At 64.4% G+C, this 24,443-nt stretch carries 23 protein-coding genes and 1 pseudogene; 19 read left to right on the top strand and 5 right to left on the bottom strand.

The features are described from left to right. The first annotated feature begins 41 nt into the window (after positions 1 to 41). Together boxC and boxB are read left to right on the top strand one after the other, a co-directional pair. Positions 42 to 1,730 (top strand): 2,3-epoxybenzoyl-CoA dihydrolase, encoded by a 1,689-nt coding sequence (boxC, locus tag AB3L03_RS15520; RefSeq protein WP_247295966.1) that lies wholly within the window; start codon positions 42 to 44, stop codon positions 1,728 to 1,730. Positions 1,731 to 1,879: 149 nt separating this feature from the next. Beyond that, positions 1,880 to 3,331, top strand: coding sequence for a benzoyl-CoA 2,3-epoxidase subunit BoxB (gene boxB / locus AB3L03_RS15515; protein ID WP_085349674.1), 1,452 nt, complete (start codon positions 1,880 to 1,882; stop codon positions 3,329 to 3,331). A 111-nt stretch (positions 3,332 to 3,442) separates the two neighbouring features. Here the strand turns inward: boxB and AB3L03_RS15510 are convergent, their stop codons facing one another. Together AB3L03_RS15510 and AB3L03_RS15505 are read right to left on the bottom strand one after the other, a co-directional pair. Continuing rightward, positions 3,443 to 4,243, bottom strand: coding sequence for an SDR family oxidoreductase (locus tag AB3L03_RS15510; RefSeq protein WP_085349675.1), 801 nt, complete (start codon positions 4,241 to 4,243; stop codon positions 3,443 to 3,445). 126 nt (positions 4,244 to 4,369) lie between these two features. Next, on the bottom strand, positions 4,370 to 5,428 hold the full coding sequence (locus tag AB3L03_RS15505; protein WP_018456054.1) for a polysaccharide deacetylase family protein: 1,059 nt from the start codon (positions 5,426 to 5,428) through the stop codon (positions 4,370 to 4,372). 164 nt (positions 5,429 to 5,592) lie between these two features. Here AB3L03_RS15505 and AB3L03_RS15500 point away from each other — a divergent pair, with 164 nt between their 5' ends. From AB3L03_RS15500 to AB3L03_RS15485, 4 genes are all read left to right on the top strand, one after another. Next, positions 5,593 to 6,987, top strand: coding sequence for an OmpA family protein (locus AB3L03_RS15500; protein ID WP_368508875.1), 1,395 nt, complete (start codon positions 5,593 to 5,595; stop codon positions 6,985 to 6,987). 2 nt (positions 6,988 to 6,989) lie between these two features. After that, positions 6,990 to 7,286 carry a hypothetical protein gene (locus AB3L03_RS15495; RefSeq protein WP_085384937.1) on the top strand — a complete coding sequence of 99 codons (297 nt, stop codon included), beginning with the start codon at positions 6,990 to 6,992 and terminating at the stop codon, positions 7,284 to 7,286. A 120-nt stretch (positions 7,287 to 7,406) separates the two neighbouring features. Then, on the top strand, positions 7,407 to 7,997 hold the full coding sequence (locus AB3L03_RS15490; protein WP_368508874.1) for a TetR family transcriptional regulator C-terminal domain-containing protein: 591 nt from the start codon (positions 7,407 to 7,409) through the stop codon (positions 7,995 to 7,997). Further along, positions 7,994 to 8,926, top strand: a complete 933-nt coding sequence (locus tag AB3L03_RS15485; RefSeq protein ID WP_368508873.1) for a haloalkane dehalogenase — start codon at positions 7,994 to 7,996, stop codon at positions 8,924 to 8,926. Before AB3L03_RS15490 ends, AB3L03_RS15485 begins: the two co-directional genes overlap by 4 nt. Positions 8,927 to 8,953: 27 nt before the next feature. Here AB3L03_RS15485 and AB3L03_RS15480 read toward each other — a convergent pair whose 3' ends face one another. Continuing rightward, a complete protein-coding gene (locus AB3L03_RS15480) occupies positions 8,954 to 9,085 on the bottom strand; it encodes a hypothetical protein (RefSeq protein ID WP_256467754.1) in 132 nt (43 codons plus the stop codon). Between the two features lie 350 nt (positions 9,086 to 9,435). On the opposite strand from AB3L03_RS15480, the gene AB3L03_RS15475 reads away from it, so the two are divergent. The 8 genes and pseudogenes from AB3L03_RS15475 to phoB all read left to right on the top strand — a co-directional run bounded on the left by AB3L03_RS15475 (position 9,436) and on the right by phoB (position 17,192). Continuing rightward, positions 9,436 to 10,491: a lysylphosphatidylglycerol synthase domain-containing protein gene (locus tag AB3L03_RS15475; protein ID WP_018456061.1), complete on the top strand. Its 1,056-nt coding sequence runs from the start codon at positions 9,436 to 9,438 to the stop codon at positions 10,489 to 10,491. 33 nt (positions 10,492 to 10,524) lie between these two features. Further along, the gene (locus AB3L03_RS15470; protein ID WP_018456062.1) at positions 10,525 to 11,823 is read left to right on the top strand and encodes an ATP-binding protein; all 1,299 of its coding nucleotides are present in this window, start codon (positions 10,525 to 10,527) and stop codon (positions 11,821 to 11,823) included. Positions 11,824 to 11,966: 143 nt separating this feature from the next. Continuing rightward, positions 11,967 to 12,980, top strand: a complete 1,014-nt coding sequence (pstS, locus tag AB3L03_RS15465; protein ID WP_085358361.1) for a phosphate ABC transporter substrate-binding protein PstS — start codon at positions 11,967 to 11,969, stop codon at positions 12,978 to 12,980. Positions 12,981 to 13,078: 98 nt separating this feature from the next. Next, on the top strand, positions 13,079 to 14,068 hold the full coding sequence (pstC, locus tag AB3L03_RS15460) for a phosphate ABC transporter permease subunit PstC (RefSeq protein ID WP_368509054.1): 990 nt from the start codon (positions 13,079 to 13,081) through the stop codon (positions 14,066 to 14,068). A 4-nt stretch (positions 14,069 to 14,072) separates the two neighbouring features. Then, a complete protein-coding gene (pstA, locus tag AB3L03_RS15455) occupies positions 14,073 to 14,918 on the top strand; it encodes a phosphate ABC transporter permease PstA (protein ID WP_018456065.1) in 846 nt (281 codons plus the stop codon). Further along, positions 14,915 to 15,736, top strand: coding sequence for a phosphate ABC transporter ATP-binding protein PstB (gene pstB, locus AB3L03_RS15450; protein ID WP_085349683.1), 822 nt, complete (start codon positions 14,915 to 14,917; stop codon positions 15,734 to 15,736). The genes pstA and pstB overlap by 4 nt, the downstream gene beginning before the upstream one ends. 10 nt (positions 15,737 to 15,746) lie before the next feature. Beyond that, the gene (phoU, locus tag AB3L03_RS15445) at positions 15,747 to 16,463 is read left to right on the top strand and encodes a phosphate signaling complex protein PhoU (protein WP_018456067.1); all 717 of its coding nucleotides are present in this window, start codon (positions 15,747 to 15,749) and stop codon (positions 16,461 to 16,463) included. A 22-nt stretch (positions 16,464 to 16,485) separates the two neighbouring features. Further along, positions 16,486 to 17,192 (top strand): annotated as a pseudogene (phoB, locus tag AB3L03_RS15440) (phosphate regulon transcriptional regulator PhoB). A gap of 246 nt (positions 17,193 to 17,438) precedes the next feature. Here phoB and AB3L03_RS15435 read toward each other — a convergent pair. Continuing rightward, positions 17,439 to 17,951, bottom strand: a complete 513-nt coding sequence (locus tag AB3L03_RS15435; RefSeq protein ID WP_007597869.1) for a GcrA family cell cycle regulator — start codon at positions 17,949 to 17,951, stop codon at positions 17,439 to 17,441. A 455-nt stretch (positions 17,952 to 18,406) separates the two neighbouring features. Here AB3L03_RS15435 and AB3L03_RS15430 point away from each other — a divergent pair, with 455 nt between their 5' ends. From AB3L03_RS15430 to AB3L03_RS15420, 3 genes are all read left to right on the top strand, one after another. Beyond that, complete coding sequence (locus AB3L03_RS15430; protein ID WP_368508872.1) at positions 18,407 to 19,609, top strand: aspartate aminotransferase family protein; 1,203 nt, start codon at positions 18,407 to 18,409, stop codon at positions 19,607 to 19,609. Then, positions 19,609 to 20,544 carry an ornithine carbamoyltransferase gene (argF, locus tag AB3L03_RS15425; RefSeq protein WP_085349685.1) on the top strand — a complete coding sequence of 312 codons (936 nt, stop codon included), beginning with the start codon at positions 19,609 to 19,611 and terminating at the stop codon, positions 20,542 to 20,544. Before AB3L03_RS15430 ends, argF begins: the two co-directional genes overlap by 1 nt. 164 nt (positions 20,545 to 20,708) lie before the next feature. Then, the gene (locus AB3L03_RS15420) at positions 20,709 to 21,728 is read left to right on the top strand and encodes an Hsp33 family molecular chaperone (RefSeq protein WP_026233079.1); all 1,020 of its coding nucleotides are present in this window, start codon (positions 20,709 to 20,711) and stop codon (positions 21,726 to 21,728) included. Positions 21,729 to 21,789: 61 nt separating this feature from the next. Here AB3L03_RS15420 and apaG read toward each other — a convergent pair whose 3' ends face one another. Continuing rightward, positions 21,790 to 22,194, bottom strand: a complete 405-nt coding sequence (apaG, locus tag AB3L03_RS15415; RefSeq protein WP_007615684.1) for a Co2+/Mg2+ efflux protein ApaG — start codon at positions 22,192 to 22,194, stop codon at positions 21,790 to 21,792. Between the two features lie 192 nt (positions 22,195 to 22,386). Between apaG and AB3L03_RS15410 the strand changes: the two genes are divergently transcribed. Together AB3L03_RS15410 and AB3L03_RS15405 are read left to right on the top strand one after the other, a co-directional pair. After that, entirely contained in the window at positions 22,387 to 23,652 is a 1,266-nt protein-coding gene (locus tag AB3L03_RS15410) for an OpgC domain-containing protein (RefSeq protein ID WP_085349686.1), read from the top strand. Next, a complete protein-coding gene (locus AB3L03_RS15405; protein ID WP_018456073.1) occupies positions 23,652 to 24,431 on the top strand; it encodes a lipolytic enzyme in 780 nt (259 codons plus the stop codon). The genes AB3L03_RS15410 and AB3L03_RS15405 overlap by 1 nt, the downstream gene beginning before the upstream one ends. The last annotated feature ends 12 nt before the right edge of the window (positions 24,432 to 24,443 follow it).

The following is a 24,443-nucleotide window of genomic DNA, read 5'->3' as shown; positions in this document are numbered from 1 at the left end:
GTGCATCTAACGGTAAACCAAGACGAACTCAAGGGTGGCCCATGGCCGAGGAAGATCGGCGCCTCGCAGGCGGCGCGACATTCATCGATTTCCAGACCGAGCCGTCCCGCTACCGGCACTGGAAGCTCGCGGTTGACGGTGACGTCGCCACCCTGACCATGGACGTCGACGAGAATGGCGGCCTGTTCGAGGGCTATCTGCTCAAGCTCAATTCCTACGATCTCGGCGTCGACATCGAGCTTGCCGACGCGGTCCAGCGCCTGCGCTTCGAGCACCCCGAGGTGAAGGTCGTGGTGATGCGCTCGGCCAAGAACCGCGTGTTCTGCGCCGGCGCCAACATCCGCATGCTCGCCGGCTCGACGCATGCCCACAAGGTCAATTTCTGCAAGTTCACCAACGAGACCCGCAACGGCATGGAAGACTCGTCGGAGAATTCCGGCCAGCGCTTTATCACCGTCGTGAACGGCTCGGCCGCCGGCGGCGGCTATGAGCTCGCGCTCGCCACCGACTACATCATGCTTGCCGATGACGGCGCGTCCGCCGTCGCCTTGCCCGAAGTGCCGCTGCTGGCGGTGCTGCCGGGCACCGGCGGCCTCACGCGTGTGGTCGACAAGCGCAAGGTGCGCCGCGATCACGCCGATTTCTTCTGCACCATCGAAGAAGGCGTGAAGGGCAAGCGCGCCGTGCAATGGCGCCTGGTCGACGAGATCGCGCCGAACAGCAAGCTCGAAGGCAAGGTTGCCGAGCGCGCCAGGGAATTCGCCCAGGCCTCGAAGCGCAAGGGCAGCGGCAAGGGCATCGCGCTGACGCCGCTCAAGCGCATCATCGATGAGACGAGCATCCGCTACGGCTTTGTCACCGTCGACGTCGACCGCGCCGCCCGCATCGCCACGATCTCGATCAAGGCGCCTGAAGCCGCGCCGCCCGCCGATATCGACGGGATGATGGCGCAGGGTGTCGCGTTCTGGCCGCTCCAGGTCGCGCGCGAACTCGACGACGCCATCCTGCATCTGCGTATCAACGAGCTCGAGATCGCGATGCTGGTGTTCAAGAGTCACGGCGACCGCGCCCATGTGCTCGCCTGCGACGCCTTCCTCGAAGCCAACAAGGCGCACTGGCTGGTCAACGAAATCAGGCACTACTGGAAGCGTGTCTTGAAGCGCATCGACGTCACCTCGCGCACGCTGGTGACGCTGGTCGAGCCCGGCTCCTGCTTCGCCGGCACGCTCGCCGAGCTCGTCTTCGCCGCCGACCGTTCCTACATGCTGATCGGCACGCGCCAGGGCGACAACCGCCCGCCGCCGTCGATCGAACTGTCAGCGATGAATTTTGGCCCGTATCCGATGAGCCATGGCCTGACGCGGCTTCAGTCGCGCTTCCAGGCCGATCCGTCCGATGTGGAACGCGCGGAAGCCACGACGGGCACCGCGCTGGACGCCGAGCAGGCCGAAGAGCTCGGTCTCGTCACCTTCGCACTCGACGACATCGACTGGGACGACGAGGTCCGCGTGTTCCTGGAGGAGCGCGCCAGCTTCTCGCCCGACAGCCTCACCGGCATGGAAGCCAACCTGCGCTTCGTCGGCCCCGAGACGATGGAATCGAAGATCTTCTCGCGCCTCACCGCGTGGCAGAACTGGATCTTCCAGCGCCCCAACGCGGTCGGCGAGGAAGGCGCGCTGCGCCGCTACGGCAGCGGCCAGAAGCCGAAATTCGATATGACGCGAGTGTGACGACATTTGCTGCGTCATGGCCGGGCAAAAGCGCGAAGCGCGTCTTCGTACAGAATGTCCCGGCCATCCACGTCCTTGGCTGAGCAAGCAAGAACGTGGGTGCCCGGCACAAGGCCGGGCATGACGAAAGAAATCCAAGGAGCACGGCCATGAACGTGAACATCATGAACGTCGACTACTCGACCAAGATTCCGAACAACGTCAATTTGGCCGAAGACCGCCAGGTGCTCAAGGCGCTGGAAGGCTGGCATCCCGGCTACATGGACTGGTGGAAAGACATGGGGCCGGAAGGCTTCCAGGAATCGCTGGTGTACTTGCGCACCGCCTATTCGGTCGATCCGCGCGGCTGGGCCAAGTTCGACTATGTGCGGATGCCCGAGTATCGCTGGGGCATTCTCCTTGCTCCCCAGGAAGAGAACCGCGTCGTGCCGTTCGGCGAGCATTTTGGCGAGCCGGCCTGGCAGGAAGTCCCGGGCGAGTATCGCGCCATGCTGCGGCGTCTGATCGTGATCCAGGGCGACACCGAGCCCGCCTCCGTCGAGCAGCAGCGCCATCTCGGCAAGACCGCGCCCTCGCTGTACGACATGCGCAATCTGTTCCAGGTCAATGTCGAGGAAGGCCGTCACCTCTGGGCGATGGTGTACCTGCTGCAAAAGTACTTTGGTCGCGACGGACGTGAAGAGGCCGACGATTTGTTGCGCCGCCGCTCGGGCGACGCCGACTCGCCGCGCATGCTGGGCGCCTTCAACGAGGCGACGCCGGACTGGCTGTCCTTCTTCATGTTCACCTACTTCACCGACCGCGACGGCAAGATGCAGCTGCACTCGCTTGCGCAGTCCGGCTTCGATCCCCTGTCGCGCACCTGCCGCTTCATGCTGACGGAAGAAGCGCACCACATGTTCGTCGGCGAGACCGGCATCACCCGCGTCGTGCAGCGCACCTGCGATGCGATGCGCGAAGCCGGCATCACCGATCCCACCGACATCGCGAAGGTCCGCGCGCTCGGCGTGATCGACCTGCCGACCATTCAGAAGAAGCTGAACCTGCACTATACGCTGTCGCTCGATCTGTTTGGCTCGGAAGTCTCGACCAACGCGGCGAACGCCTTCAACACCGGCATCAAGGGTCGCTATCACGAGACCCAGATCGACGACGATCATCAGCTCAAGAACGCCACCTATCCGGTGCTGAAGTTCATCGACGGTGAGATCAAGCTCGTCGACGAGCCGGCGCTGACCGCGCTCAACATGCGCCTGCGCGACGATTACAGCCAGGATTGCGTCAAGGGCATGCTGCGCTGGAACAAGGTGATCTCGACCGCGGGCTACCAGTTTCAGCTCAAGCTGCCCAACGTCGCCTTCCACCGCCATATCGGCGAGTTCAAGGGCATCCACGCGACGCCCGACGGCATTTTGATCGACGATGCCACCTGGGCGAAGCGCAAGGACGAATGGCTGCCCTCGACCGCGGACGGCGACTTCATCACCTCGCTGATGCAGCCCGTCACCGAGACCGGCCAGTTCGCCTCCTGGATCTCACCGCCGAAAGTCGGCATCGACAACAAGCCCGGCGATTTCGAATATGTGAGGATCGAGTCGTAAGGGCCGCCAGCGAGCGCGCGACGGCCGCGCTACATACTCACCTGTCGTCCCGGCGAAGGCCGGGACTACACCGGAGTGTGAGGTGAGGGCGTCGTGCTGACGCGCCCCCGCCTACCCCGCGATCTCTAGCCCCGCGTTCGCGTACACCACGCCGCCATCCACCGCGATGGTGTTGCCGACCACGTAGTCACCCGCGCGCGAGGCGAGATAGATCGCCACGCCGGCCATGTCCTCGTCGGTTCCGATCCGCCGCGCCGGAATGCGCTTGGCGACCTCGTCCGAATGGTCGCGCGCAGCCCGGTTCATGTCGGACTTGAACGCGCCGGGCGCGATCGCGGTGACGTTGACGTTGTCCTTGATCAGTTTCGTCGCCATGCGCCGCGTCAAATGGATCACCGCGGCCTTGCTCGCGGCATAGGAGTAGGTCTCGCCGGGATTGATGAAAATGCCGTCAACCGAGGCGATGTTGATGACCTTGGCGGGCCGCTCATGCGAAGCCGCCGCGCGCAGCGGCTTGGCCAGCGCCTTGGTCAGGAAGAACAGCGACTTGACGTTGAGGTCCATCACCTTGTCCCAGCCGCTTTCGGGGAATTCGTCGAACTCCGCGCCCCAGGCAGCCCCTGCATTGTTGACGAGGATGTTGAGCTTCGGCTCCAGCTTGATGATTTCGCCAGCGAGCCTGTCGCAGCCGTCGACGGTCGAGATGTCGATCGGCAGCGCGATGCACTCACCGTCATATCGGCCTGACAGCTCTCTCGCGGTGGCCTCGCAAGGTCCTGCCTTGCGCGCGGTGATGTAGACCTTCGCGGCTCCCGCGCTGAGAAATCCCGCCGCGATCATCTTGCCGATGCCGCGCGAACCACCGGTCACCAGCGCGACGCGGCCTTTGAGCGAGAACAGATCGTTGAACATGGTGCCTCCCTTGGTGTTTGGCGACGTTTTGAGCGGGGTAGGGAGGGGAGTCAAGGAAAGCGCCGCATCGTCGTCCTGGCTTTCGCCATGACGACGTCCGAGTTCGGGCAGCCAAGACGGAGAGATTTAAGCCGCCGCGATCCTGCGGAAGCCGTTCCACATCGCGGTCGCGGCGCCCGAGGTCAGCACCGGCAGAATCCGCGTGTCCTGGTAATTGCCGTTGAGCGAGACCCGTGGCAGCGCCGTCATGCGGCCGGCGTCTTCGGCGAACAGCATGCCGGGCCGCGTCGTCACCGCGGTCTTGAAGCCGGCGGATGCAGCGAGCACGAATTCACGCTCGCCCGCCGCCTCGCGATCGCCATAGGGATAGGCCAGATGTTGAACGTTGCGGCCGAGCGCCTGCTCGATCCGCGCGCGGCTCACGGCCATCTCCTGCGTGGCGATCGCTTCGCTTTGCTTGGCGAGATTGCAATGGCTGACGGAATGCGCGCCGATCGTGACCAGGGGATCGGCGGCAAATGTCTTCACCTCGTCCCAGGACAGGCAGAGGCTGCGGCACAGCGCGGCCATGTCGACGCCGTACTTCGTGCAGAGCGCCTCGATCTCGCGCTTGAGATCGTGCTCGCCGGGCAGTGCGCGCAACCAGTCGTGCAGGCGATCGAACGCCACCTGCTTGGCGGCTGGCGTCGTCGCATCGAGCCGCAGCGCGGCATTGCCGATCGTCACCTCGATCTGCTCGGTCTTGGCGATCACGGCCTCCAGCGCCTCCCACCACAGCCGGCCCGTCCCCTCCGCGAAATCGCTGGCGACATAGACCGCCAAGGGCGCGTCAAATTCGCGCAGAACTGGCAGCGCAAAATCGAGATTGTCGCGATAGCCATCGTCGAGCGTGAAGGCGGCGAAGCGGCGGTCGAACCGGCGCCGCACCAGCCGCTCATGCAGCTCGTCCATGCTGACGATGTCGATCTCGCGCGCGCGCAGGTGGCGCAGTGTGGCACGCAGGAATTCGGGGGTGACTTCGAGATGCCGGTTCGGCTGGAACGCCGCGCCGCGGGCCGGCCGCACGTGATGCAGCATGAATATGGCGCCGACGCCCGACAAAAGCGGGCGCAACAGGTGGTGGGCGCCGCTGAAATAGAGTGCTTCCAGCCCGGCGCGGATGACGTTGTTACGGAGTTGTTTCATGACCCGCTGGCGGACTTTGGCATTCCGCTTTCAACTTACGGAAGAACCCTTGAAGAAAAAGTTATTCCAATTGTCCAGGCCCGGCCTTCGGAAGGGCGTCATTTCCGGTTTGACAGCCTGCCAAGGGTTTGTTTTGTCTCCGGTTCCAGAGTTCGGGTCGTCGAATGCACAAGCTTTTCAGGTGGGCCAGCAAATGGTGGCCGGGGCTGATCCCCCTGGCCGTCATGTGGGGATTTGCGGCCTGGAATAACACTTTGCCGGTCGAGGCGGACCTTTCCGCCCGCAGCTCGGCGGCGCTAAAGGATACCGTTCTGGACAAGACCCGGATCGCGGTGGATGGCCGCGACGTCAGCCTGGCTGCGGACGCGTTTTCCGAGGAGGGGCGCCGCGACGCCGTTGTGGCGGTCGAGACGGTCCCCGGCGTGCGCCTGGTCGACGACCGGACCCGCCTCGTGCCCGAGGCAAAGCCCTTCGTCTGGAACGCCGAACGCGACGTGGTGCGGGTGACGCTGTCGGGCTCCGCGCCGCTGCCGTCGATGAAGGGCCGCCTGACCGAGGCGGCCCGCAAGGAGGTCGGCGGCACCGAGGTGGCCGATCAGATGGGTTTGGCGCGCGGCGCACCGCCGCGGTTCGAGGCGGCTGCGATGCTGCTGCTCGACCAGATCGGCAAGCTCAAGGACGGCAAGATCACGATCACAGACACCAAAGTCACTCTGTCGGGGATGGCGCGCGATCTCGGCGGCCGCGAAGCGGTCGCAGCGGCACTTAAAAACCTGCCCGAGGGCTTTTCGATCGCCGCCAACGATGTCAAGGCGCCGCCTTACGTGTTCCAGGCTTACAAGGATCCGGTGGCTGCGACGGTGACGCTGACCGGCTATGTTCCCGACAACAATGTCCACGCGGCCATCGCCACCAGTGCGTCGCGGAAATTCTTCAACGAAAAGGTCGTCGACAATCTCAAGGCCAGCGTCGGCGCGCCCGGCTCGTTCAGCCCCGCCGTGGTCGCAGCGCTCGGCGCGCTGTCGCGACTGTCGACCGGCACGCTCGTCGTGTCCGACCGCGAGGTGAAGCTGGCGGGCGATGCGCTCTATGAAGGTGCCGCCAACGACATCCGCGCAGGCCTCGGCAAGGATTTTCCGAAAAACTGGCAGTACAAGCCGGAGATCACGGTGAAGCCCGCGGCCGGGCCGGTCGACGGCACCGTGTGCCAGCAATTGTTCTCCGAGCTCTTGGCCAAGGCCAAGATTCGCTTCGGGGCGAAGCGCGCCGAGATCGATCCGGATTCCGCCGGCATTCTCGATCATCTGATCGAGACGGCATTGCGATGCCCCACCACCAATATCGAGGTCGCCGGGCATACCGATGCCGACGGCGAGGATTCCTTCAACCAGGCACTCTCGGAGAAGCGCGCGCAGGCGGTGATCGACTATCTGGTCAAGGCCGGCCTGCCTGCCAACCGGTTCACCGCGGTCGGCTACGGCAGCACGCAGCCAGTCGCCGGCAATGACAGCGAAGACGCCAAGGCGCAGAACCGCCGCATCGAATTTCTGGTGAGGTGACGATGCCCTATCTCGTCTCGTTCCATCTGGGCTGGCTGATCGGCTCGCTGCTGCTCGGCTTCTGCATGGGCTGGATCTCGGTGGTCCAGCGCGGCAACGGCACCTCGAAGGTGACCGCGCGCTGGCTCGCCGTGCTTGTTGCCGGCCTGGTCGCGGCCTCGTTCGCGCATGTGGTCCCCGGTCGCTTCGGCTACTGGCTCGACCTCGGCCTGACCATGTTCGGCTGCTACCTCGTCGGCGCCGCCATCGGCGCCTGGCTGCGCGATCGGGTGGTCGCACGCAGCATGCCGCCGGCCTGAGCGGCTGAGCTGAGAGGCAAACGCGCGCCCGCTATCGCGCTCATCACTTGCTCCGCCATCAGGTTTCAAGGGCAAGGGCGGGGCGCTTGACATTAATACGTACGTGCGTATTATTTCGCCATGCCAAAGCCCTCGCTCAAAGACGCCATTCTCGACGCCGGCCTGAAGGTCATGTTTCGGACCGGCTATCACGGCACCAGCGTGCGCGACGTCACCACTGCTGCGGGCGCGCCGCAGGGGTCCTTCACCAATCATTTCCGCTCCAAGGAAGCGTTCGCCTCCGAGGTGCTCGACCGCTATTTCGATCTCACCAGGAGCTTGGTCGCGGAGGCATTGCAGGATGTCTCGCTGAGCCCCCGCGCACGGCTCAAGCGCTACCTCGACGTCATCACGGGCAGGCTGGAAGCCGACGGCTTTGGTCGCGGCTGCCTGATCGGCGATCTCAGTCTGGAAGCGACCGGCAGCAGCGAGATGCTGCGCGTGCGCCTCGCCGACATCTTTGCCGAATGGCGCGTGCCGTTCGCCGCCTGCATCGCCGAGGCGCAGACCCGCGGCGAGATCGCATCCGATTTCGAGCCCGAGGAGCTCGCAGACTTCCTGCTCGCGTCCTGGCAGGGCGCGATCCTGCGCATGAAGGTCGACCGCAATCCCAAAGCGCTCGAACGTTTCAAGAGCATCGCATTCCAAACCGTGTTCAAGGAGCTGACATGACCAAGCAGATCGACATCAAGATTCGCAAAGCGTCCGTCCTCGGAAGCAGCATGGCCTATCGTGAGGCAGGCGCGCAGAACGCGCCGGTCGCGCTCTTCCTGCACGGCAATCCGACGTCCTCGCACATCTGGCGCAACATCATGCCGTTGGTGTCACCGGTCGCGCATTGCCTCGCGCCCGACAACATCGGCTTCGGTCAGTCCGACAAGCCCGACATCGCGTACCGCTTCTTCGATCACGTCCGCTATCTCGATGCCTTCATCGAACAGCGCGGCATTACGTCGGCCTATCTGGTCGCGCAGGATTGGGGCACGGCGCTCGCATTTCATCTTGCGGCGCGCCGGCCGGATTTCGTGCGCGGCCTTGCCTTCATGGAATTCATTCGTCCGATGCCGACCTGGCAGGACTTCCACGACACCGAGGTTGCCGCAGAGCAGGAGCATGCCGAGGCGGCGCGGGCGGCCTTCCGTAAATTCAGGACGCCGGGCGAGGGCGAGGCGATGATCCTCGAGGCGAATGCCTTCGTCGAGCGCGTGCTACCCGGCGGCATGGTCCGCAAGCTCAGCGATGACGAGATGGCGCCCTATCGCGCGCCGTTTCCAACACCAGAGAGCCGCCGGCCCGTTCTTGCACTTCCGCGCGAACTGCCGATCGCAGGCGAGCCCGCTGACGTTTATCAGGCTCTGCAGTCCGCGCATGCAGCGCTGGCCGCGTCGTTCTATCCAAAGCTCCTGTTCACCGGCGAGCCCGGAGCTCTGGTCTCACCGGAATTTGCCGAACGGTTTGCAGCCTCCCTGAAGCACTGCGCGCTGGTTCGTCTCGGCGCCGGCCTGCATTTCCTCCAGGAGGATCACCCCGGGGCGATCGGGCGCTCCGTCGCCGGCTGGATCGCGGGCATCGAGGCAGTGCGCCCGCAGCTTGCGGCCTGAGCAGAACGCTACCTCCGAACGACGTGCTCATCGCGGCCGCTGGCGGGCGGCCGCAATGACGTCTGTGATGTCGCAGTGCAACCGGATGATCGAGCGCGAGCCGTCGGCCACGTAATCGTGCGCGCCGCAGCGGCCGCGCGCGGCGCGACCCTCTTTCAACAGCGAAATCCCGCCCATAGATTGATTTCGACTTAAGCCGTGACGGAACATTGTACGGCCGAAATCATCAAAACTTCATGGCGTCTGCGCCAGGATGGCCATGGAGATTCGCGTCAGGCTTGCCGCCGAAAGCGCCAAACCGTGCATCAGGAGCCCGCAACCTGCCTAAAACCTTGAAGCCACGACTTTTTGTTCGAATTGTCGAATTCCACTCCGCCCCAAAACGCGCTAGTGGAGGGGCAGGGGGCATGCGCGATGCCGGAGCCGCCGGCGAGGATTCGTCGGGTGCCTGCGTGTCGTCCGCCTGTTCGCCGGCCACCCTGGCCGCTGAAGCGTTGTTCGAGGTTTAGATGCTGGAAGCCATACGCAGGGCGATGTCGTTTCTGCGCCAGAAGCAAATCCTGCATAAGCTTGGAGTTGTGATCAGCGTCGCGGTCATCGGCATCGCTTGCTATGTGCTCTACCACATGCTGCGCGGCATCGATGTCAACGAAGTCCTCGAAGCGATCAAGAGCACCGAGCCGAGCCAGATCGCGATGGCGGCGCTGTTCGTCGCTGCGGGCTATTTCACGCTGACCTTCTACGACCTGTTCGCCGTGCGCGCGATCGGCCATCCCCACGTGCCCTATCGGATTAACGCGCTCGCTGCCTTCACCAGCTATTCGATCGGCCACAATGTCGGCGCCAGCGTCTTCACCGGCGGCGCGGTGCGCTACCGCATCTATTCCGCCTATGGCCTGAACGCGATCGACGTCGCAAAGATCTGCTTCCTCGCCGGCCTGACCTTCTGGCTCGGCAATGCCGCGGTGCTGGGCCTCGGCATCTCCTATCATCCGGAAGCCGCGGCCTCGATCGACATGCTTCCGCCCTGGCTGAACCGGATGCTGGCGATGATGATCATCGTCGGACTGGTCGCTTACGTGGTCTGGGTCTGGACCCAGCCGCGCATGGTCGGCCGCGGGCCCTGGACCGTGATGCTGCCGGGCGGCCCGCTGACGCTGCTCCAGATCGCGATCGGCATCATCGATCTCGGCTTCTGCGCGCTCGCGATGTACGTGCTGGTCCCTGACGAGCCCAATCTCGGTTTCGTGGTGGTCGCGGTGATCTTCGTCTCGGCCACGCTGCTCGGCTTTGCCAGCCATTCGCCCGGAGGCCTTGGCGTGTTCGACGCGGCGATGCTGGTCGGGCTCTGGCAGATGGACCGCGAGGAGCTGCTGGGCGGGATGCTGCTGTTCCGCGTCCTCTATTATCTGTCCCCTTTTGTCATATCTGTAATCTTGCTGACGTTTCGCGAAGTTATCATCGGCGCACGATCGAAGCGCCTGCAGCAGGCTGCGCTCAAGCTCGACCCCGGCCCCGCGCCTGAAGCCGCTTACGTGAGAAAGCGCAGCGACAGCGGCGCCTGACCGGCGCAAGGCCTTTTGGAGAAGCCCGCCCCGATGGCGATCGACGCCCCAACTTCTCCCTCCTCCCCGCCCTGGTCCGACCGGCTGCGGCACTCGACCGTCATCCTGATCGCCGCGGCGCTCGCGCTATCCGTGGTGGTCTCGCTGGGGGAATTATCGGCGCTGCATGCGATTGCGGTGTTCCTCTGCATCGCGGCCGCAGCGCTGATCCCGTGGCGCCTGCACGATACCGCCGCCTCGCGCGAAGAGACCCGCCGCGTCAACCCGGTCGAGAGCGCGGCGGTCGCCGCAGTGGTCGCCGGCATGCCCGATCCCGCGGTGCTGCTCGACCGCGCCGGCCGCGTCATCCATCTCAACGCCGCAGCCGCCCAGCTCGCGCCGGCACTGCGCCGGAATGAGCTCGCCCAGTTCGCGCTGCGCTCGCCCGAGATCATCACGGCGCTGCGCGAGTCGATCGCGACCACCGAGCCGCGGCGCGCGACCTATCTCGACCATGTCCCGGTCGATCGCTGGATGGAGCTGACCATCACGCCGGTGCCGGTGCCGACCACCTTTGGCGGCGCCGACAAATGCATGCTGATGACCTTTCACGACCAGACGCCGCTGCGCCGGGTCGAGGAAATGCGGGCCGATTTCGTCGCCAATGCCAGCCACGAGCTGCGCACGCCGCTGGCCGCGCTGTCCGGCTTCATCGACACGCTCCAGGGCCAGGCCAAGGACGATCCCAAGGCGCGCGAGCGCTTCCTCGGCATCATGCACAACCAAGCCACCCGGATGGCGCGCCTGATCGACGATCTCTTGTCGCTGTCGCGGGTGGAGCTGTCGGCCCATGTGCGGCCCGACACCCTGGTCGACCTGCTGCCGATCATCTTGCAGGTCGCCGATGGGCTCGAGCCGCTGGCGCGGGAACGCCAGGTCGAGGTCGAGACCCAGCTGCCCGAGACCCCGGTGCTGATCGCGGGGGACCGCGAGGAGTTGCTCCGCCTGTTCGAGAATTTGATCGAGAACGCGCTCAAATACGGCGCCTCCGGTGGACGCATTATCGTGTCGCTGATATCAGGCGCGGCCCCTGATGGAACTCAGGAAATCCGGGTGCTGGTCCGGGATTTCGGCCCCGGCATCGCGCCGGAGCACCTGCCGCGGCTGACCGAGCGCTTCTACCGGGTCGATGTCGGCGACAGCCGCTCGCAGGGCGGCACCGGCCTGGGATTGTCGCTGGTGAAACATATTCTTAACCGTCATCGCGGCCGGCTTTTGATCGAAAGCGTGCCCAAACAGGGCGCCACTTTCACCGCCTGTTTTCCCCAGGGCAAGCCTGCGGCTCTGAGCTAAATTCCAGCGATTTCAGCTGCTTAACACTGTCATCCGACTGTCACCAAACCTTCGTAAAAGCTCAGCTGTCCGCTCCTAAAGGGGCGGCACGGGGAGCGCGATCGGGCGCGGATGGCGCTTCGCTCCCCTGTATGGAGACCAGCATGAATTTCCTCAAAACACTCGTCGCTGCTGGCATGGTCGCCGCATCGACGACGGCGGCCTTTGCTGCCGACATCACCGGAGCCGGCGCGACGTTCCCGTTCCCGATCTATTCCAAATGGGCCGACGCCTACAAGAAGGAGACCGGCAACGGTCTGAACTACCAGTCGATCGGCTCCGGCGGCGGCATTAAGCAGATCCAGGCCAAGACCGTGACCTTCGGCGCCAGCGATGCGCCGCTCAAGGCCGAGCAGCTCGAGAAGGACGGCCTCGTCCAGTGGCCGATGGTGATGGGTGCCATCGTGCCCGTCGTCAACATCGAGGGCGTGAAGCCCGGTGAACTGGTGTTCGACGGCGAGACGCTGGCCAGCATCTATCTCGGCAAGATCACCAAATGGGACGACGCCGCGATCAAGAAGCTCAACCCGAACGTGAAGCTGCCCTCGGAGGCCATCACCGTGGTCCGCCGTTCGGACGGTTCGGGCACCACCTTCAACTTCACCAACTACCTCGCCAAGGCCAGCGCGGATTGGAAGAGCAAGGTCGGTGAGGGTACCGCGGTCGAGTGGCCGGTCGGCGTCGGCGCCAAGGGCAATGAAGGCGTGTCCGGCAACATCAGCCAGACCAAGAACTCGATTGGCTATGTCGAGTACGCCTATGCCAAGCAGAACAAGCTGACCTACACCGGTCTCATCAACAAGGCCGGCAAGCCTGTGCAGCCCACCGTCGAAGCCTTCCAGGCGGCCGCCTCCAACGCCGACTGGGCCAAGGCTCCCGGCTACTACGTCATCCTGACCGACCAGCCCGGCGAGAAATCCTGGCCGATCACGGCGGCGACCTTCATCCTCATGCACAAGGACGCCACCGACAAGGCGGCCTCGCAGGAAGCCATCAAGTTCTTCCGCTGGGCCTTCAAGAGCGGCGGCAAGGCGGCTGAAGAGCTCGACTACATCCCGATGCCGGATCCGGTCGTTCAGCTGATCGAGAAGACCTGGGCTGCCGACATCAAGAGCTAGGTTCGCGACGCTCGTGCCCCGGATGCGCTGCGCTACATCCGGGGCACGGACCAACAAAAAACGTATACTATTTGGTACAGGGGATCGGCGTGGCAGAGATGGCCGTTCAGAGCGATGTAATCGACGACGCCGGACCGTATGACCGCGCCAAGGCCTTGAGCGCGTTCAAGCTCGGCGACGTTACCTTCTACTGGATTACGCGGCTCTCCGCGATCTCGGTGCTTCTGATCCTCGGCGGCATCATCATTTCGCTGATCGTCGGCGCTTTCCCGGCGATGAAAGAATACGGCGTCTCCTTCCTGTGGACGCAGCGCTGGGCGCCCTCCGCAGATCCGCCGGTGCTCGGCGCGCTCGGGCCGATGTACGGCACGCTCGTCACCTCCTTCATCGCGATGCTGATCGCCATTCCCGTGGGTCTCGGCATTGCGATCTTCCTCACCGAGCTCTGCCCGCAAGGGCTGCGCCGCCCGATCGGCATGGCAATCGAGCTGCTCGCCGGTATTCCCTCGATCATCTACGGCATGTGGGGCTTCTTCGTGTTGGGTCCGTTCCTGGCCAACACGTTCCAGCCCTTCATGATCAAGATCTTCGACGGCGTTCCCGTGCTGGGCGCGATCTTCGCAGGTCCCCCGTCCTATCTCAGCCTGTTCAATGCCGCGCTGATCCTTGCCATCATGGTGCTGCCCTTCATCACCTCGATCTCGGTCGACGTGTTCAAGACGGTGCCTCCGGTCCTGAAGGAAGCCGCCTACGGCGTCGGCTGCACCACATGGGAAGTCGTCCGCAGCGTGGTGATCCCCTACACCCGGGTCGGCGTCATCGGCGGCATCATGCTGGCGCTGGGCCGCGCGCTCGGCGAGACCATGGCGGTGACCTTCATCATCGGCAACTCGTTCCGGATCTCGTCATCGATCTTTGCGCCGGGCACCACGATCTCGGCGGCGATCGCATCCGAGTTCGCCGAGAGCGACGGCCTGCACCAATCCGGCCTGATCCTGCTCGGCCTCCTGCTGTTCGTTCTGACCTTCTTCGTGCTCGCAGCGGCGCGGCTGATGCTGATGCGGCTGGAAAAGAAGGCGGGGAATTAGCGCCATGAATCCGATCTATTCACGCCGACGCCGCAAGGACATCGTCGTCCGCGGGCTCTGCATCGCCGCAACCGCCTTCGGCGTCACCTGGCTCGCGCTGATCCTGATCACGCTGCTCTACAACGGGCTGGCGGGACTCAATGTCCAGCTGTTCACCGAGAACACGCCGCCACCGGGATCGAACGAGGGCGGTCTGCTCAACGCCATCGTCGGCTCGCTGATCATGACCGTGATCGGCGTCGGCATCGGCGCGCCGCTCGGCATGTTCGCCGGCACCTATCTCGCCGAATACGGCCGCAACGACCGGCTGACCTCGGTGATCCGCTTCATCAACGACATCCTGCTCTCGGCGCCCTCGATCATCATCGGCCTGTTCATCTACGGCGCCGTGGTGGTGCCGATGCGCGGCTTCTCGGCGATCGCAGGCTCGCTCGCCCTCGCGGTCATCGTGATCCCGGTGGTGCTGCGCACGACCGAGGACATGCTGCTGCTGGTGCCGAACGCGTTGCGCGAGGCGGCCTCGGCGCTCGGCCTGCCGCGTTCGCTGGTGATCAAGCGGATCGCTTATCGGGCTGCCCGATCGGGTCTCATCACCGGCGTGCTGCTCGCGACCGCTCGCGTCGCCGGTGAAACCGCGCCGCTGCTGTTCACCGCGCTATCGAACCAGTTCTTCAGCCTCGGCCTGAACAAGACGATGGCGAACCTGCCTGTGACCATCAACAACTTCGTGCAGAGCCCCTATGCCTATTGGAAGCAGTTGGCCTGGAGCGGGGCGCTGCTCATCACCCTGACCGTTCTTGCCCTTAATATTTTCGCGCGCATCCTTGGCGCCGAGAGGACCGCAAAATGAGTGATCTTTCCGTGTCGATGAGCGCGTCCGGTGGACTGCCGCACGCGGCGGTGCTGCCCGAGGCGCCCCCGAAGGTGACCGTGCGTAACCTGAACTTCTATTACGGCGAGCACCATGCGCTGAAGAACATCAACCTGACGCTCGGCGCCAACCGCGTTACGGCGTTCATCGGACCGTCGGGCTGCGGCAAGTCGACCCTGCTGCGCATCTTCAACCGGATGTACGACCTCTATCCCGGCCAGCGCGCCACCGGTCAGCTGATGCTCGATCAGACCAACATCCTCGACCCCAGGCTGGACCTCAATTTGCTGCGCGCCCGCGTCGGCATGGTGTTCCAGAAGCCGACGCCGTTCCCGATGACGATCTACGAGAACATCGCGTTCGGCATCCGTCTCTATGAGAAGATCTCGAAGTCCGAGATGGACGGCCGCGTCGAGAAGGCGCTGCGCGGCGGCGCGCTGTGGAACGAGGTCAAGGACAAGCTCAACGCCTCCGGCCTGTCGCTCTCCGGCGGCCAGCAGCAGCGCCTCTGCATCGCCCGCACCGTCGCGGTGCGGCCCGAGGTGATCCTGTTCGACGAACCCTGTTCGGCGCTCGACCCGATCTCGACCGCCAAGGTCGAGGAGCTGATCCAGGAGCTGTCCGAGGATTACACGATCGCTATCGTCACCCACAACATGCAACAGGCGGCGCGCGTCTCCGACAAGACCGCCTTCATGTATCTCGGCGAGCTGATAGAGTTCGACGACACCAGCAAGATCTTCACGTCGCCGTCAGATCGGCGCACGCAGGATTACATCACCGGCCGGTTCGGCTAGGAGACGCGACATGGGTTCTGAACATACCGCAAAGGCTTTCGACACCGACCTCCAGGAACTCACTCGCCTGGTCGCCGAGATGGGCGGCATCGCCGAGCGCATGATCGTCGAGTCCGTCGACGCGCTGATCCGCCGCGACGTCCCGCTCGGCCAGCGCGTCGTCGCCATCGACACCGAGCTCGACGCGCTGCAGAAGCGCATCGAGGAGCGTGCGGTGCTCACCATCGCCCGCCGCCAGCCGATGGCGGTCGATCTGCGCGAGATCGTCGGCGCCATGCGCGTCGCGACCGATCTCGAGCGCATCGGCGACCTCGCCAAGAACATGGGCAAGCGCGTCGCGGCGCTGGAGACGGACTTCCATCCGCTCAAGCTGTTCCGCGGCCTCGAGCACATGACCGACCTCGTGCAGCAGCAGGTCAAGTCGGTGCTGGACGCCTATGCCGCGCATGATCTGCCGGCGGCGATGGCGGTCTGGAAGGGCGACGAGGAGGTCGACGCCATCTGCACCTCGCTGTTCCGCGAGCTCCTCACCTACATGATGGAGGATCCGCGCAACATCTCGTTCTGCATCCATCTGATGTTCTGCGCCAAGAACATCGAGCGGATCGGCGACCACGCCACCAACATCGCCGAGACCGTGTTCTACATGATCGAGGGCCAGGCCATCACCGACAAGCGGCCGAAGGGCGACATGACGACCTTCGCCAACACGGTACCGAACACCTGAAGACTTAGGGAGCGACGACCCGATGGGCGCACGCATTATGGTGGTTGAGGACGAGGAAGCCCTGACCGAGCTTCTCCGCTACAACCTCGAAGGCGACGGCTATGACGTCGAGACGGTGATGCGCGGCGACGACGCCGACACCCGCCTCAAGGAGCACATCCCCGATCTGATCGTGCTCGACTGGATGCTGCCGGGCCTGTCAGGCATCGAATTGTGCCGGCGGCTTCGCACCCGTCCCGAGACCAAGCAGCTCCCGATCATCATGCTCACCGCGCGCGGCGAGGAGAGCGAGCGGGTGCGGGGTCTTGCGACCGGCGCCGACGATTACATCGTCAAGCCGTTCTCGGTGCCGGAGCTGCTGGCGCGCGTGAAAGGCCTGCTGCGGCGCGCAAGCCCGGAGCGGCTCGCGACGGTGCTTGCTTTGGCGACATCGAGCTCGACCGCGACAAGCGCCGCGTGGCGCGCTCGGGCCGGCCGATCGATCTCGGTCCGACCGAATATCGCCTGCTGGAGTTCTTCCTGGAGCATCCGGGGCGCGTGTTCTCGCGCGAGCAACTGCTCGACAGCGTCTGGGGTCGCGACATCTATATCGACGAGCGCACCGTCGACGTGCATATCGGCCGCCTGCGCAAGCTGCTCAATCTCGGCCGCGAGCAGGACCCGATCCGCACCGTCCGCGGCGCCGGCTACGCGCTGGATGATCGGTTTGCCAAGGCGGAGCAGGTGTAGGGTTGCAGGCTTGTTTGTTGGCGAGTTGTCCCTGCATTCTCAGCCGTCGTCCCGGACAAGCGAGCGAAGCGAGCGCTGATCCGGGCCCATAACCACCGAACGTGGTTTGGCGAAGACTCGGAGTGACCCCTTCCGCACGATTATTGCGTGCTCGGAGTATGGGTCCCGGCCCCCGTGCGCAATTGCGCACTAGGCCGGGACGACGCTGAAATTGTTGAATCGTCTTCGCGCGACGACTTGCCGTGATTACCGCGGACCCGGCTTCACCGGTGCGCGGCGCCGATCCGACGCCGGCTGGTACGCAACGCGCGAGTGCTGGGCGCAATAGGGCAGTCCGGACAGCGCCCTTCCACCGCAGAAGAAGAAGTCCGGGCTCGAGGGATCGCCGACCGGCCAGTGGCAGGTCGCCTCGTTCAATTCCAGCAGCGACAGCCGCTGGCTCATCGGCACCACGTTGTCATAGGTGACCGGATCCGGCTCAGCCTCCACCTCGAAGGCCTGCGCCAGCGCGGTGTTGCCGCGCGAGATCGGGCGGCTCACCCGCATCATGTGCTGCGCGGGGCGCGCCTTGCGCGGCCGCGGCGCTGCCGATGATGGGCTCTTGGCGCGGCCCGAAAGGCCGAGCCTGTGCACTTTGCCGATCACGGCATTGCGGGTCACATTGCCGAGCTCCGCCGCGATCTGGCTGGCCGAAAGTCCGGCCTCCCAGAGCTTTTTCAGCTGCTCGACGCGATCATCGGACCAGGTCAAAACCGTCATTGCACCCTTTCCCTCGCTGCGCGCCAGCCATCCTGGGGCCTCGCAGCGAATGCCTAAGCCTTCAAAAACCCGTGCCGCCAGAATCCCTTAAGGCTCGCCGGGCGCGTCTTGAACGCCCGAACGTTTACGCCGGTACATAAGGACTTAAAGATCAGAACCACTGCACGAGATGTCGTATCTGACAATCCAAACGCTACAATATGGCGTGACTCCCGCGCAAGAGTCCGCCGACTCGCTTCCACATGTTCCGTGGCCAAATCCCGCAAAATCGGCACCGCAAGACTACGGATTCAGCGTTTCGCGAGGCTTTCCGGGCGGCATTGACACCCGTTTCACCAGGCCTAAGATAGTCGCACGTGCCGCCCTCAAGAGGCGGCACGTTTCGTTTTCCGGGCCGGTCGATGGTGCGTTGCGCAATGCACGCTCACTCCGTCCGCAACATTCAAGTGACCATCATGACTAACAGCGCAGCGCCGCATTTGCTCCCCGTTTTCGCCAGGTCCGACCTTGGTTTCGAGCGTGGCGAAGGCTGCTGGCTGATCGCGACCAATGGCGAGCGCTATCTCGATTTCACCTCCGGGGTGGCGGTGAATGCGCTCGGCCATGCCCATCCGGCGCTGGTCGCGGCGTTGCAGGAGCAGGCCACCAAGCTCTGGCACATGTCAGATCTGTTCCAGAGCCCGGACGGCGAAAAGCTCGCCGCGCGCCTGTGCAATGAAAGTTTCGCGGATTTCGTGTTCTTCTGCAATTCCGGCGCCGAAGCGCTGGAATGCGTGATCAAGGTCGTGCGCCGTTATCACGCCGCAAAGGGTCATCCCGACCGCTATCGCATGATCACCTTCGAAGGCGCCTTCCATGGCCGCACGCTGGCGACGCTGGCCGCAACGGGATCGGCAAAATATCTCGAAGGTTTCGGCCCTCCGATGGAGGGCTTCGACCAGGTTGCGCATGGCGATCTCGATGCCGTGAAAAAGGCAATCGGTCCGCAGACCGCCGGCATCCTGATCGAGCCGATCCAGGGCGAGGGCGGTGTGCGTTCGGCAACGCCCGCCTTCCTGAGGGCGTTGCGCCAGCTCTGCGACGAGAAGGGTCTGTTGCTCGCCTTCGACGAGGTGCAGACCGGCATGGGCCGCACCGGCGATCTGTTCGCGTACCGCCGCCTTGGCGTCGAACCCGACGTGATGTCGCTGGCCAAGGCGCTCGGCGGCGGCTTCCCGATCGGCGCCTGCCTTGCGACCGCGGAAGCGGCGTCCGGCATGACGCCGGGCTCGCACGGCTCGACCTTCGGGGGCAATCCGCTCGCGATCGCGGCTGCGAACGCCGTGCTCGACGTCATGCTCAAGCCCGGCTTCTTCGACCACGTGCAGAGGATGTCGCTGCTGCTCAAGCAGAAGCTCGCCTCCGTGATCGACCGACACGGCGATGTCGTCAGCGAAGTGCGCGGCGAGGGCCTCCTGATCGGCATCAAGGCCGTGGTGCCCTCCGGCGATCTCGTTGCAGCCTTGCGCGACCAAAAGCTGCTCACCGTCGGTGCCGGCGACAATGTCGTGCGTTTCCTGCCGCCTTTGATCGTCACCGAAGCCGAGATCGAGGACAGCGTCGGGCGGCTCGAGCGCGCCTGCACCGCGTTGTCCGGCAACAAGCGGGCGGCAAGCTGATGAGCAAGTCGCCCGATAAAACACCGAAGCACTTCCTCGATATCAACGAGCTGCCGCTGTCGGAGCTCAAGCGCATGCTCGCTGCGTCCTCCGCGATGAAGGCGAAGCAGAAGGCGCATCAGCCGGTCAGGCCGCTCGAAGGCAAGACCCTGGCGATGATCTTCGAGCGCCCCTCGACGCGGACGCGGGTGTCTTTCGACGTCGCCATGCGCCAGCTCGGCGGCGAGCCCATCATGCTCACCGGCGCCGAAATGCAGCTCGGCCGCGGCGAGACCATCGCCGACACCGCGCGCGTGCTGTCGCGCTATGTCGACGCCATCATGATCCGCATTCTCAATCACGATGCGCTGCTGGAGCTTGCGGCAAACGCCACCGTGCCCGTCATCAACGGCCTGACGCGCCGCTCGCATCCCTGCCAGGTGATGGCGGACCTCATGACCTACGAGGAACATCGCGGCCCGATCGAGGGCAAGACCGTGGCCTGGACCGGCGACGACAACAACGTGCTCGCCTCCTGGGCGCACGCCGCCGAGCGCTTCAAGTTCCAGCTCAATGTCGCGACGCCTCCGGAGCTCGCGCCGAAAAAGGCGATGCGCGACTTCATCAAGGCGACGGGCGCGCCGATCATGCTCGGCACGGATGCCGAAGCCGCCGTGCGCGGCGCCGATTGTGTCGTGACCGACACCTGGGTGTCGATGGGCGACAAGGAAGGCGAGCACCGCCACAACGTGCTCAAGCCCTATCAGGTCAATGCGCAGCTGATGTCGCTTGCCAAGCCGGATGCGCTGTTCATGCACTGCCTGCCCGCCCATCGGGGCGAGGAGGTCACCGACGAGGTGATCGACGGTCCACAATCCGTCGTGTTCGACGAGGCCGAAAACCGCCTGCACGCGCAGAAGGGCATTCTGGCCTGGTGCTTCGACGCGGTGAAGTAATCCGGGCCGGTATCCGCCGTGCCGGCGAAGTAGGTCTTCATCGTCGTCCTGGCTTTCGCCAGGACGACGCTGAATTTGCCCTGCTTGCGTACGATCCGTTCTGCATTCCGGACCCCAGCCCTCACCCCCTTCCAATTCCGCCTTCCGACCCCAGATAAAGCGCCATGGTTTCCCAATCCCCTGATATGAAAACCGGGCCTGAAGGCCCGGTTCGCGCGCCATCCGCGGTTCCGATCGATGACGCCGTGCTGCCTTACGAGGTCGACGCGCTCGATGTGCGCGGTCGGCTGGTGCGGCTTGGTCCGGCGCTCGACGAAATCCTGACCAAGCACGATTATCCCGCGCCGGTCGGCAAGCTGCTCGGCGAGGCCATCGTGCTGACCACGCTGCTTGGCTCCTCGCTGAAGTTCGAGGGCCGCTTCATTCTCCAGGCCCAGACCGACGGTCCGGTGTCGTTCCTGGTCGTGGACTATCAGGCGCCGGATCGCCTGCGCGCCTATGCGCGCTACGACGCCGCGCGCCTCGGCGAGGCCAAAGATACTGGCACGCATTCCGGCGCGCTGCTGGGCCACGGTCATCTCGCCATGACCATCGACCAAGGCCCCGACATGAGCCGCTACCAGGGCCTGGTCGCGCTCGACGGCGGCAGCCTCGAAGACGCCGCTCACGAATATTTCCTGCGCTCCGAGCAGATCCCGACACGCGTGCGTCTCGCTGTCGGCGAGGAATGGCGTTCGAACGACGGCGGCAAGCATCGCTGGCGTGCTGGCGGCATGCTGATGCAGTTCCTGCCGAAGGCGCCCGAGCGTGCGCGGCAGGCCGATCTGCATCCCGGCGATGCGCCCGAAGGCGTCGAAGTGCACGCCGTCGCTGAAGACGATGCCTGGGTCGAGGCACGCTCGCTGATCGAGACCGTCGAAGACGTTGAGCTGATCGATCCGGAGCTGTCCGGGGAGCGGCTGCTCTACCGCCTGTTCCACGAGCGCGGCGTGCGCGTGTTCAATCCGCTGCCCTTGAAGGCGCAATGCTCCTGCTCGCGCGATGCGGTGGCATCGATGCTAAAGAGCTTTTCGTCTGACGACCGTGCCGCGATGGTCAAGGACGACAAGGTCGTCGTGACCTGCGAGTTCTGCAGCTCGGTGTACGAGTTCACGCCGGATGAAGCAGGCGTGGAAGACGCGTAAGGCGTTAGCCTGCAGGTGCGATAGGGTCGGCCAAAGCGGAGCGCGCCCACCATCTCCTGCCCTAATTCAACACCCGCTTGTTGTCCGGGCTGTCCAGCGAGAACGTGGGCACGTCGATCTCGAAGCGTTCGCCGGTCGCGCTGACCATCTGGTAGCGGCCGGTCATGAAGCCCGAGGCGGTCGTGAGCGGCACGCCCGAGGTGTATTCGAAGCGTTCGCCAGGCGCGAGCGTCGGCTGCTCGCCGACGACGCCCTCGCCCTTCACCTCCTGCTGCCGGCCGGTGGCATCGGTGATGATCCAGTGCCGGGTCTTGAGCTGCACGGTCTCGTCGCCGGAATTGGTGATGACGACGGTGTAGGCCCAGAAATAACGGGAGCGGTCGGCCGACGACTGCTCCGGAACAAAGTTCGGCTCGACGGTCACTTCGATCTGGCGGGTCACGGCGCGGTACATGATTGCCATCATACCGAAAACCGCTCCGGAACCAAACGCCGGAGACGCCTTGGCGACATCGTCCCGCCAGAATTCGCAGGGAAGTACACGTCCAAATGGGCTTGCAAATGTACTTGCTTGTGATCCGGTCGCTTTGCGAGATGACGGCCGGACCGGTACACTCCTTGCCACGTCGCGATTTGCGGAAGGGTTTTTAGGCCCCCGATGACCATTGCCGACCAAGTGACGGGATCGACGATCGCGGGAACCGCTAAACCTGTGGAGGTCAAATCCGCGGGAGCGAAGCGGCGCGCGGCCGCGCCGGCCATTTCGCTGCCCGCCATCGGCGAGCGCGAGCTCCGGCTCGACCTATTCCGCGGCCTTGCGCTGTGGCTGATCTTCATCGACCATTTGCCGCCGAGCCTTCTGACCTGGTTCACGATCCGCAATTACGGCTTCAGCGACGCCACCGAGATCTTCATCTTCATCTCCGGCTATACCGCCGCCTTCGTCTACGGTCGGGCGATGCTGGAGTCCGGCATCGTCGTCGCCACCGCGCGCATCCTGCGGCGCGTCTGGCAGATCTATGTCGCCCACGTCTTCCTGTTCACGATCTTCCTTGCCGAAATCTCCTACGTCGCGACCAGGTTCGAGAACCCGCTCTACACCGAAGAGATGGGCATCATGGATTTCCTCAAGCAGCCCGACGTCACGATCGTGCAGGCGCTGCTGCTGCGCTTCCGTCCGGTCAACATGGACGTGCTGCCGCTCTACATCGTGCTGATGCTGGCGCTGCCCTTGATCCTGTGGCTGATGAAGTGGCGCCCTGACGTGACGCTCGGCCTCTCGGTCGCGCTCTACGCGGTGACCTGGGAATACGACCTCTATCTGTCGGCCTATCCGAACGGCTTCTGGGCCTTCAATCCCTTCGCCTGGCAATTGCTGTTCGTGTTCGGGGCATGGTGCGCGCTCGGGGGTGCCCGACGCATGTCGCACATTCTGGCTTCGCGGGTGACGATGTGGATCGCGATCGCCTATCTGGTTGCGGCATTCTACGTGACGCTGACCTGGTATGTGCCGCAGCTCTCCCACTTCATGCCGAAGCGGCTCGAGCAGTGGATGTATCCGATCGACAAGGCCGACCTTGACGTGCTGCGCTTCACGCATTTCCTGGCGCTGGCCGCGCTCACCGTGCGCGTCCTGCCCCGGGACTGGCCGGGCCTGAAATCGCCCTGGCTGCGGCCGCTGATCCTGTGCGGCTCGCATTCCCTGGAGATATTCTGTCTCGGCGTCTTCCTCGCCTTTGCCGGCCATTTCATCCTGGCCGAAGTCTCGGGCGGCCCGGTCATGCATGCGCTAATAAGTCTCTCCGGAATCCTGATCATGTGGGCCATGGCCTGGCTGATTTCGTGGTACAAGCGGGTGGCTGACAAGAGCGGTTCGAAAACCAAAAGCGCCGTCGGCAGCGCCGATATGGCGGGAGGGGGCTGATGAAGGCGAAGGTTTTCCTGAGCCTGATCCTGCTGTGCGGTGGTCTCGCCGCGCCTCCGGCGCGCGCGGACGATGCTGCGCCGGCTGCTTCAGCCGCGCCCGCAGCCTGTGAAGTGCCGTCCTATCTGCTCACCAGCGAAAGCCAGCTTCCCAAGGTCGCCGATGCCGTGAAGGCCGGCAAGCCGCTCGAAATCCTGGTCATCGGCAGTCGCTCGACCACGATTCCGGCTTCCGAGGACGCCTCTTATCCGGCGCGGATGCAGGCCATCCTGAAGGACAAGCTGCCGCCGTCCGAGACTGTGCACGTCTCCGTAGAAATACAGAGCAAGAAAACGGCCGAGGAGGCGGCTGCCAGCTTCGTTAAGCTGATGGAAGCAAAAACGCCTACTTTGGTCATCTGGCAGACCGGGACTGTCGATGCTATCCGAGCCATCGATCCCGATGATTTTCGTGGCGCGGTGACCGAAGGGGTTGTTGCGTTGCAAAAGGCAGGGGCTGACGTCGTCTTGATGAATTTGCAGTACAGTCCGCGTACCGAAACCATGATCTCGGTGCCGCCATACCTCGACAATATGCGGGTGGTGGCGCAGGAGCACGATATTCCGCTGTTCGATCGGTTCGCGATCATGCGGCAGTGGAATGATCAGGGCCAGTTCGACCTATTCAGCCCGTCGCGCGGGCCCGAGTTGGCGAAGCAGGTCCATGATTGCCTTGGCCGGGCGTTGGCACAGTTCCTGATCGACGCTGCCCATCTGGAGCCGGCCCAGCAGCAAAATTGAGGTCTAGCGTTA

It is taken from the genome of Bradyrhizobium lupini, from assembly GCF_040939785.1.
Lineage (GTDB): Bacteria > Pseudomonadota > Alphaproteobacteria > Rhizobiales > Xanthobacteraceae > Bradyrhizobium > Bradyrhizobium canariense_D.
Note: the sequence above shows the minus strand (reverse complement) of the source record. Positions and strands in the feature narration are given on the sequence as shown.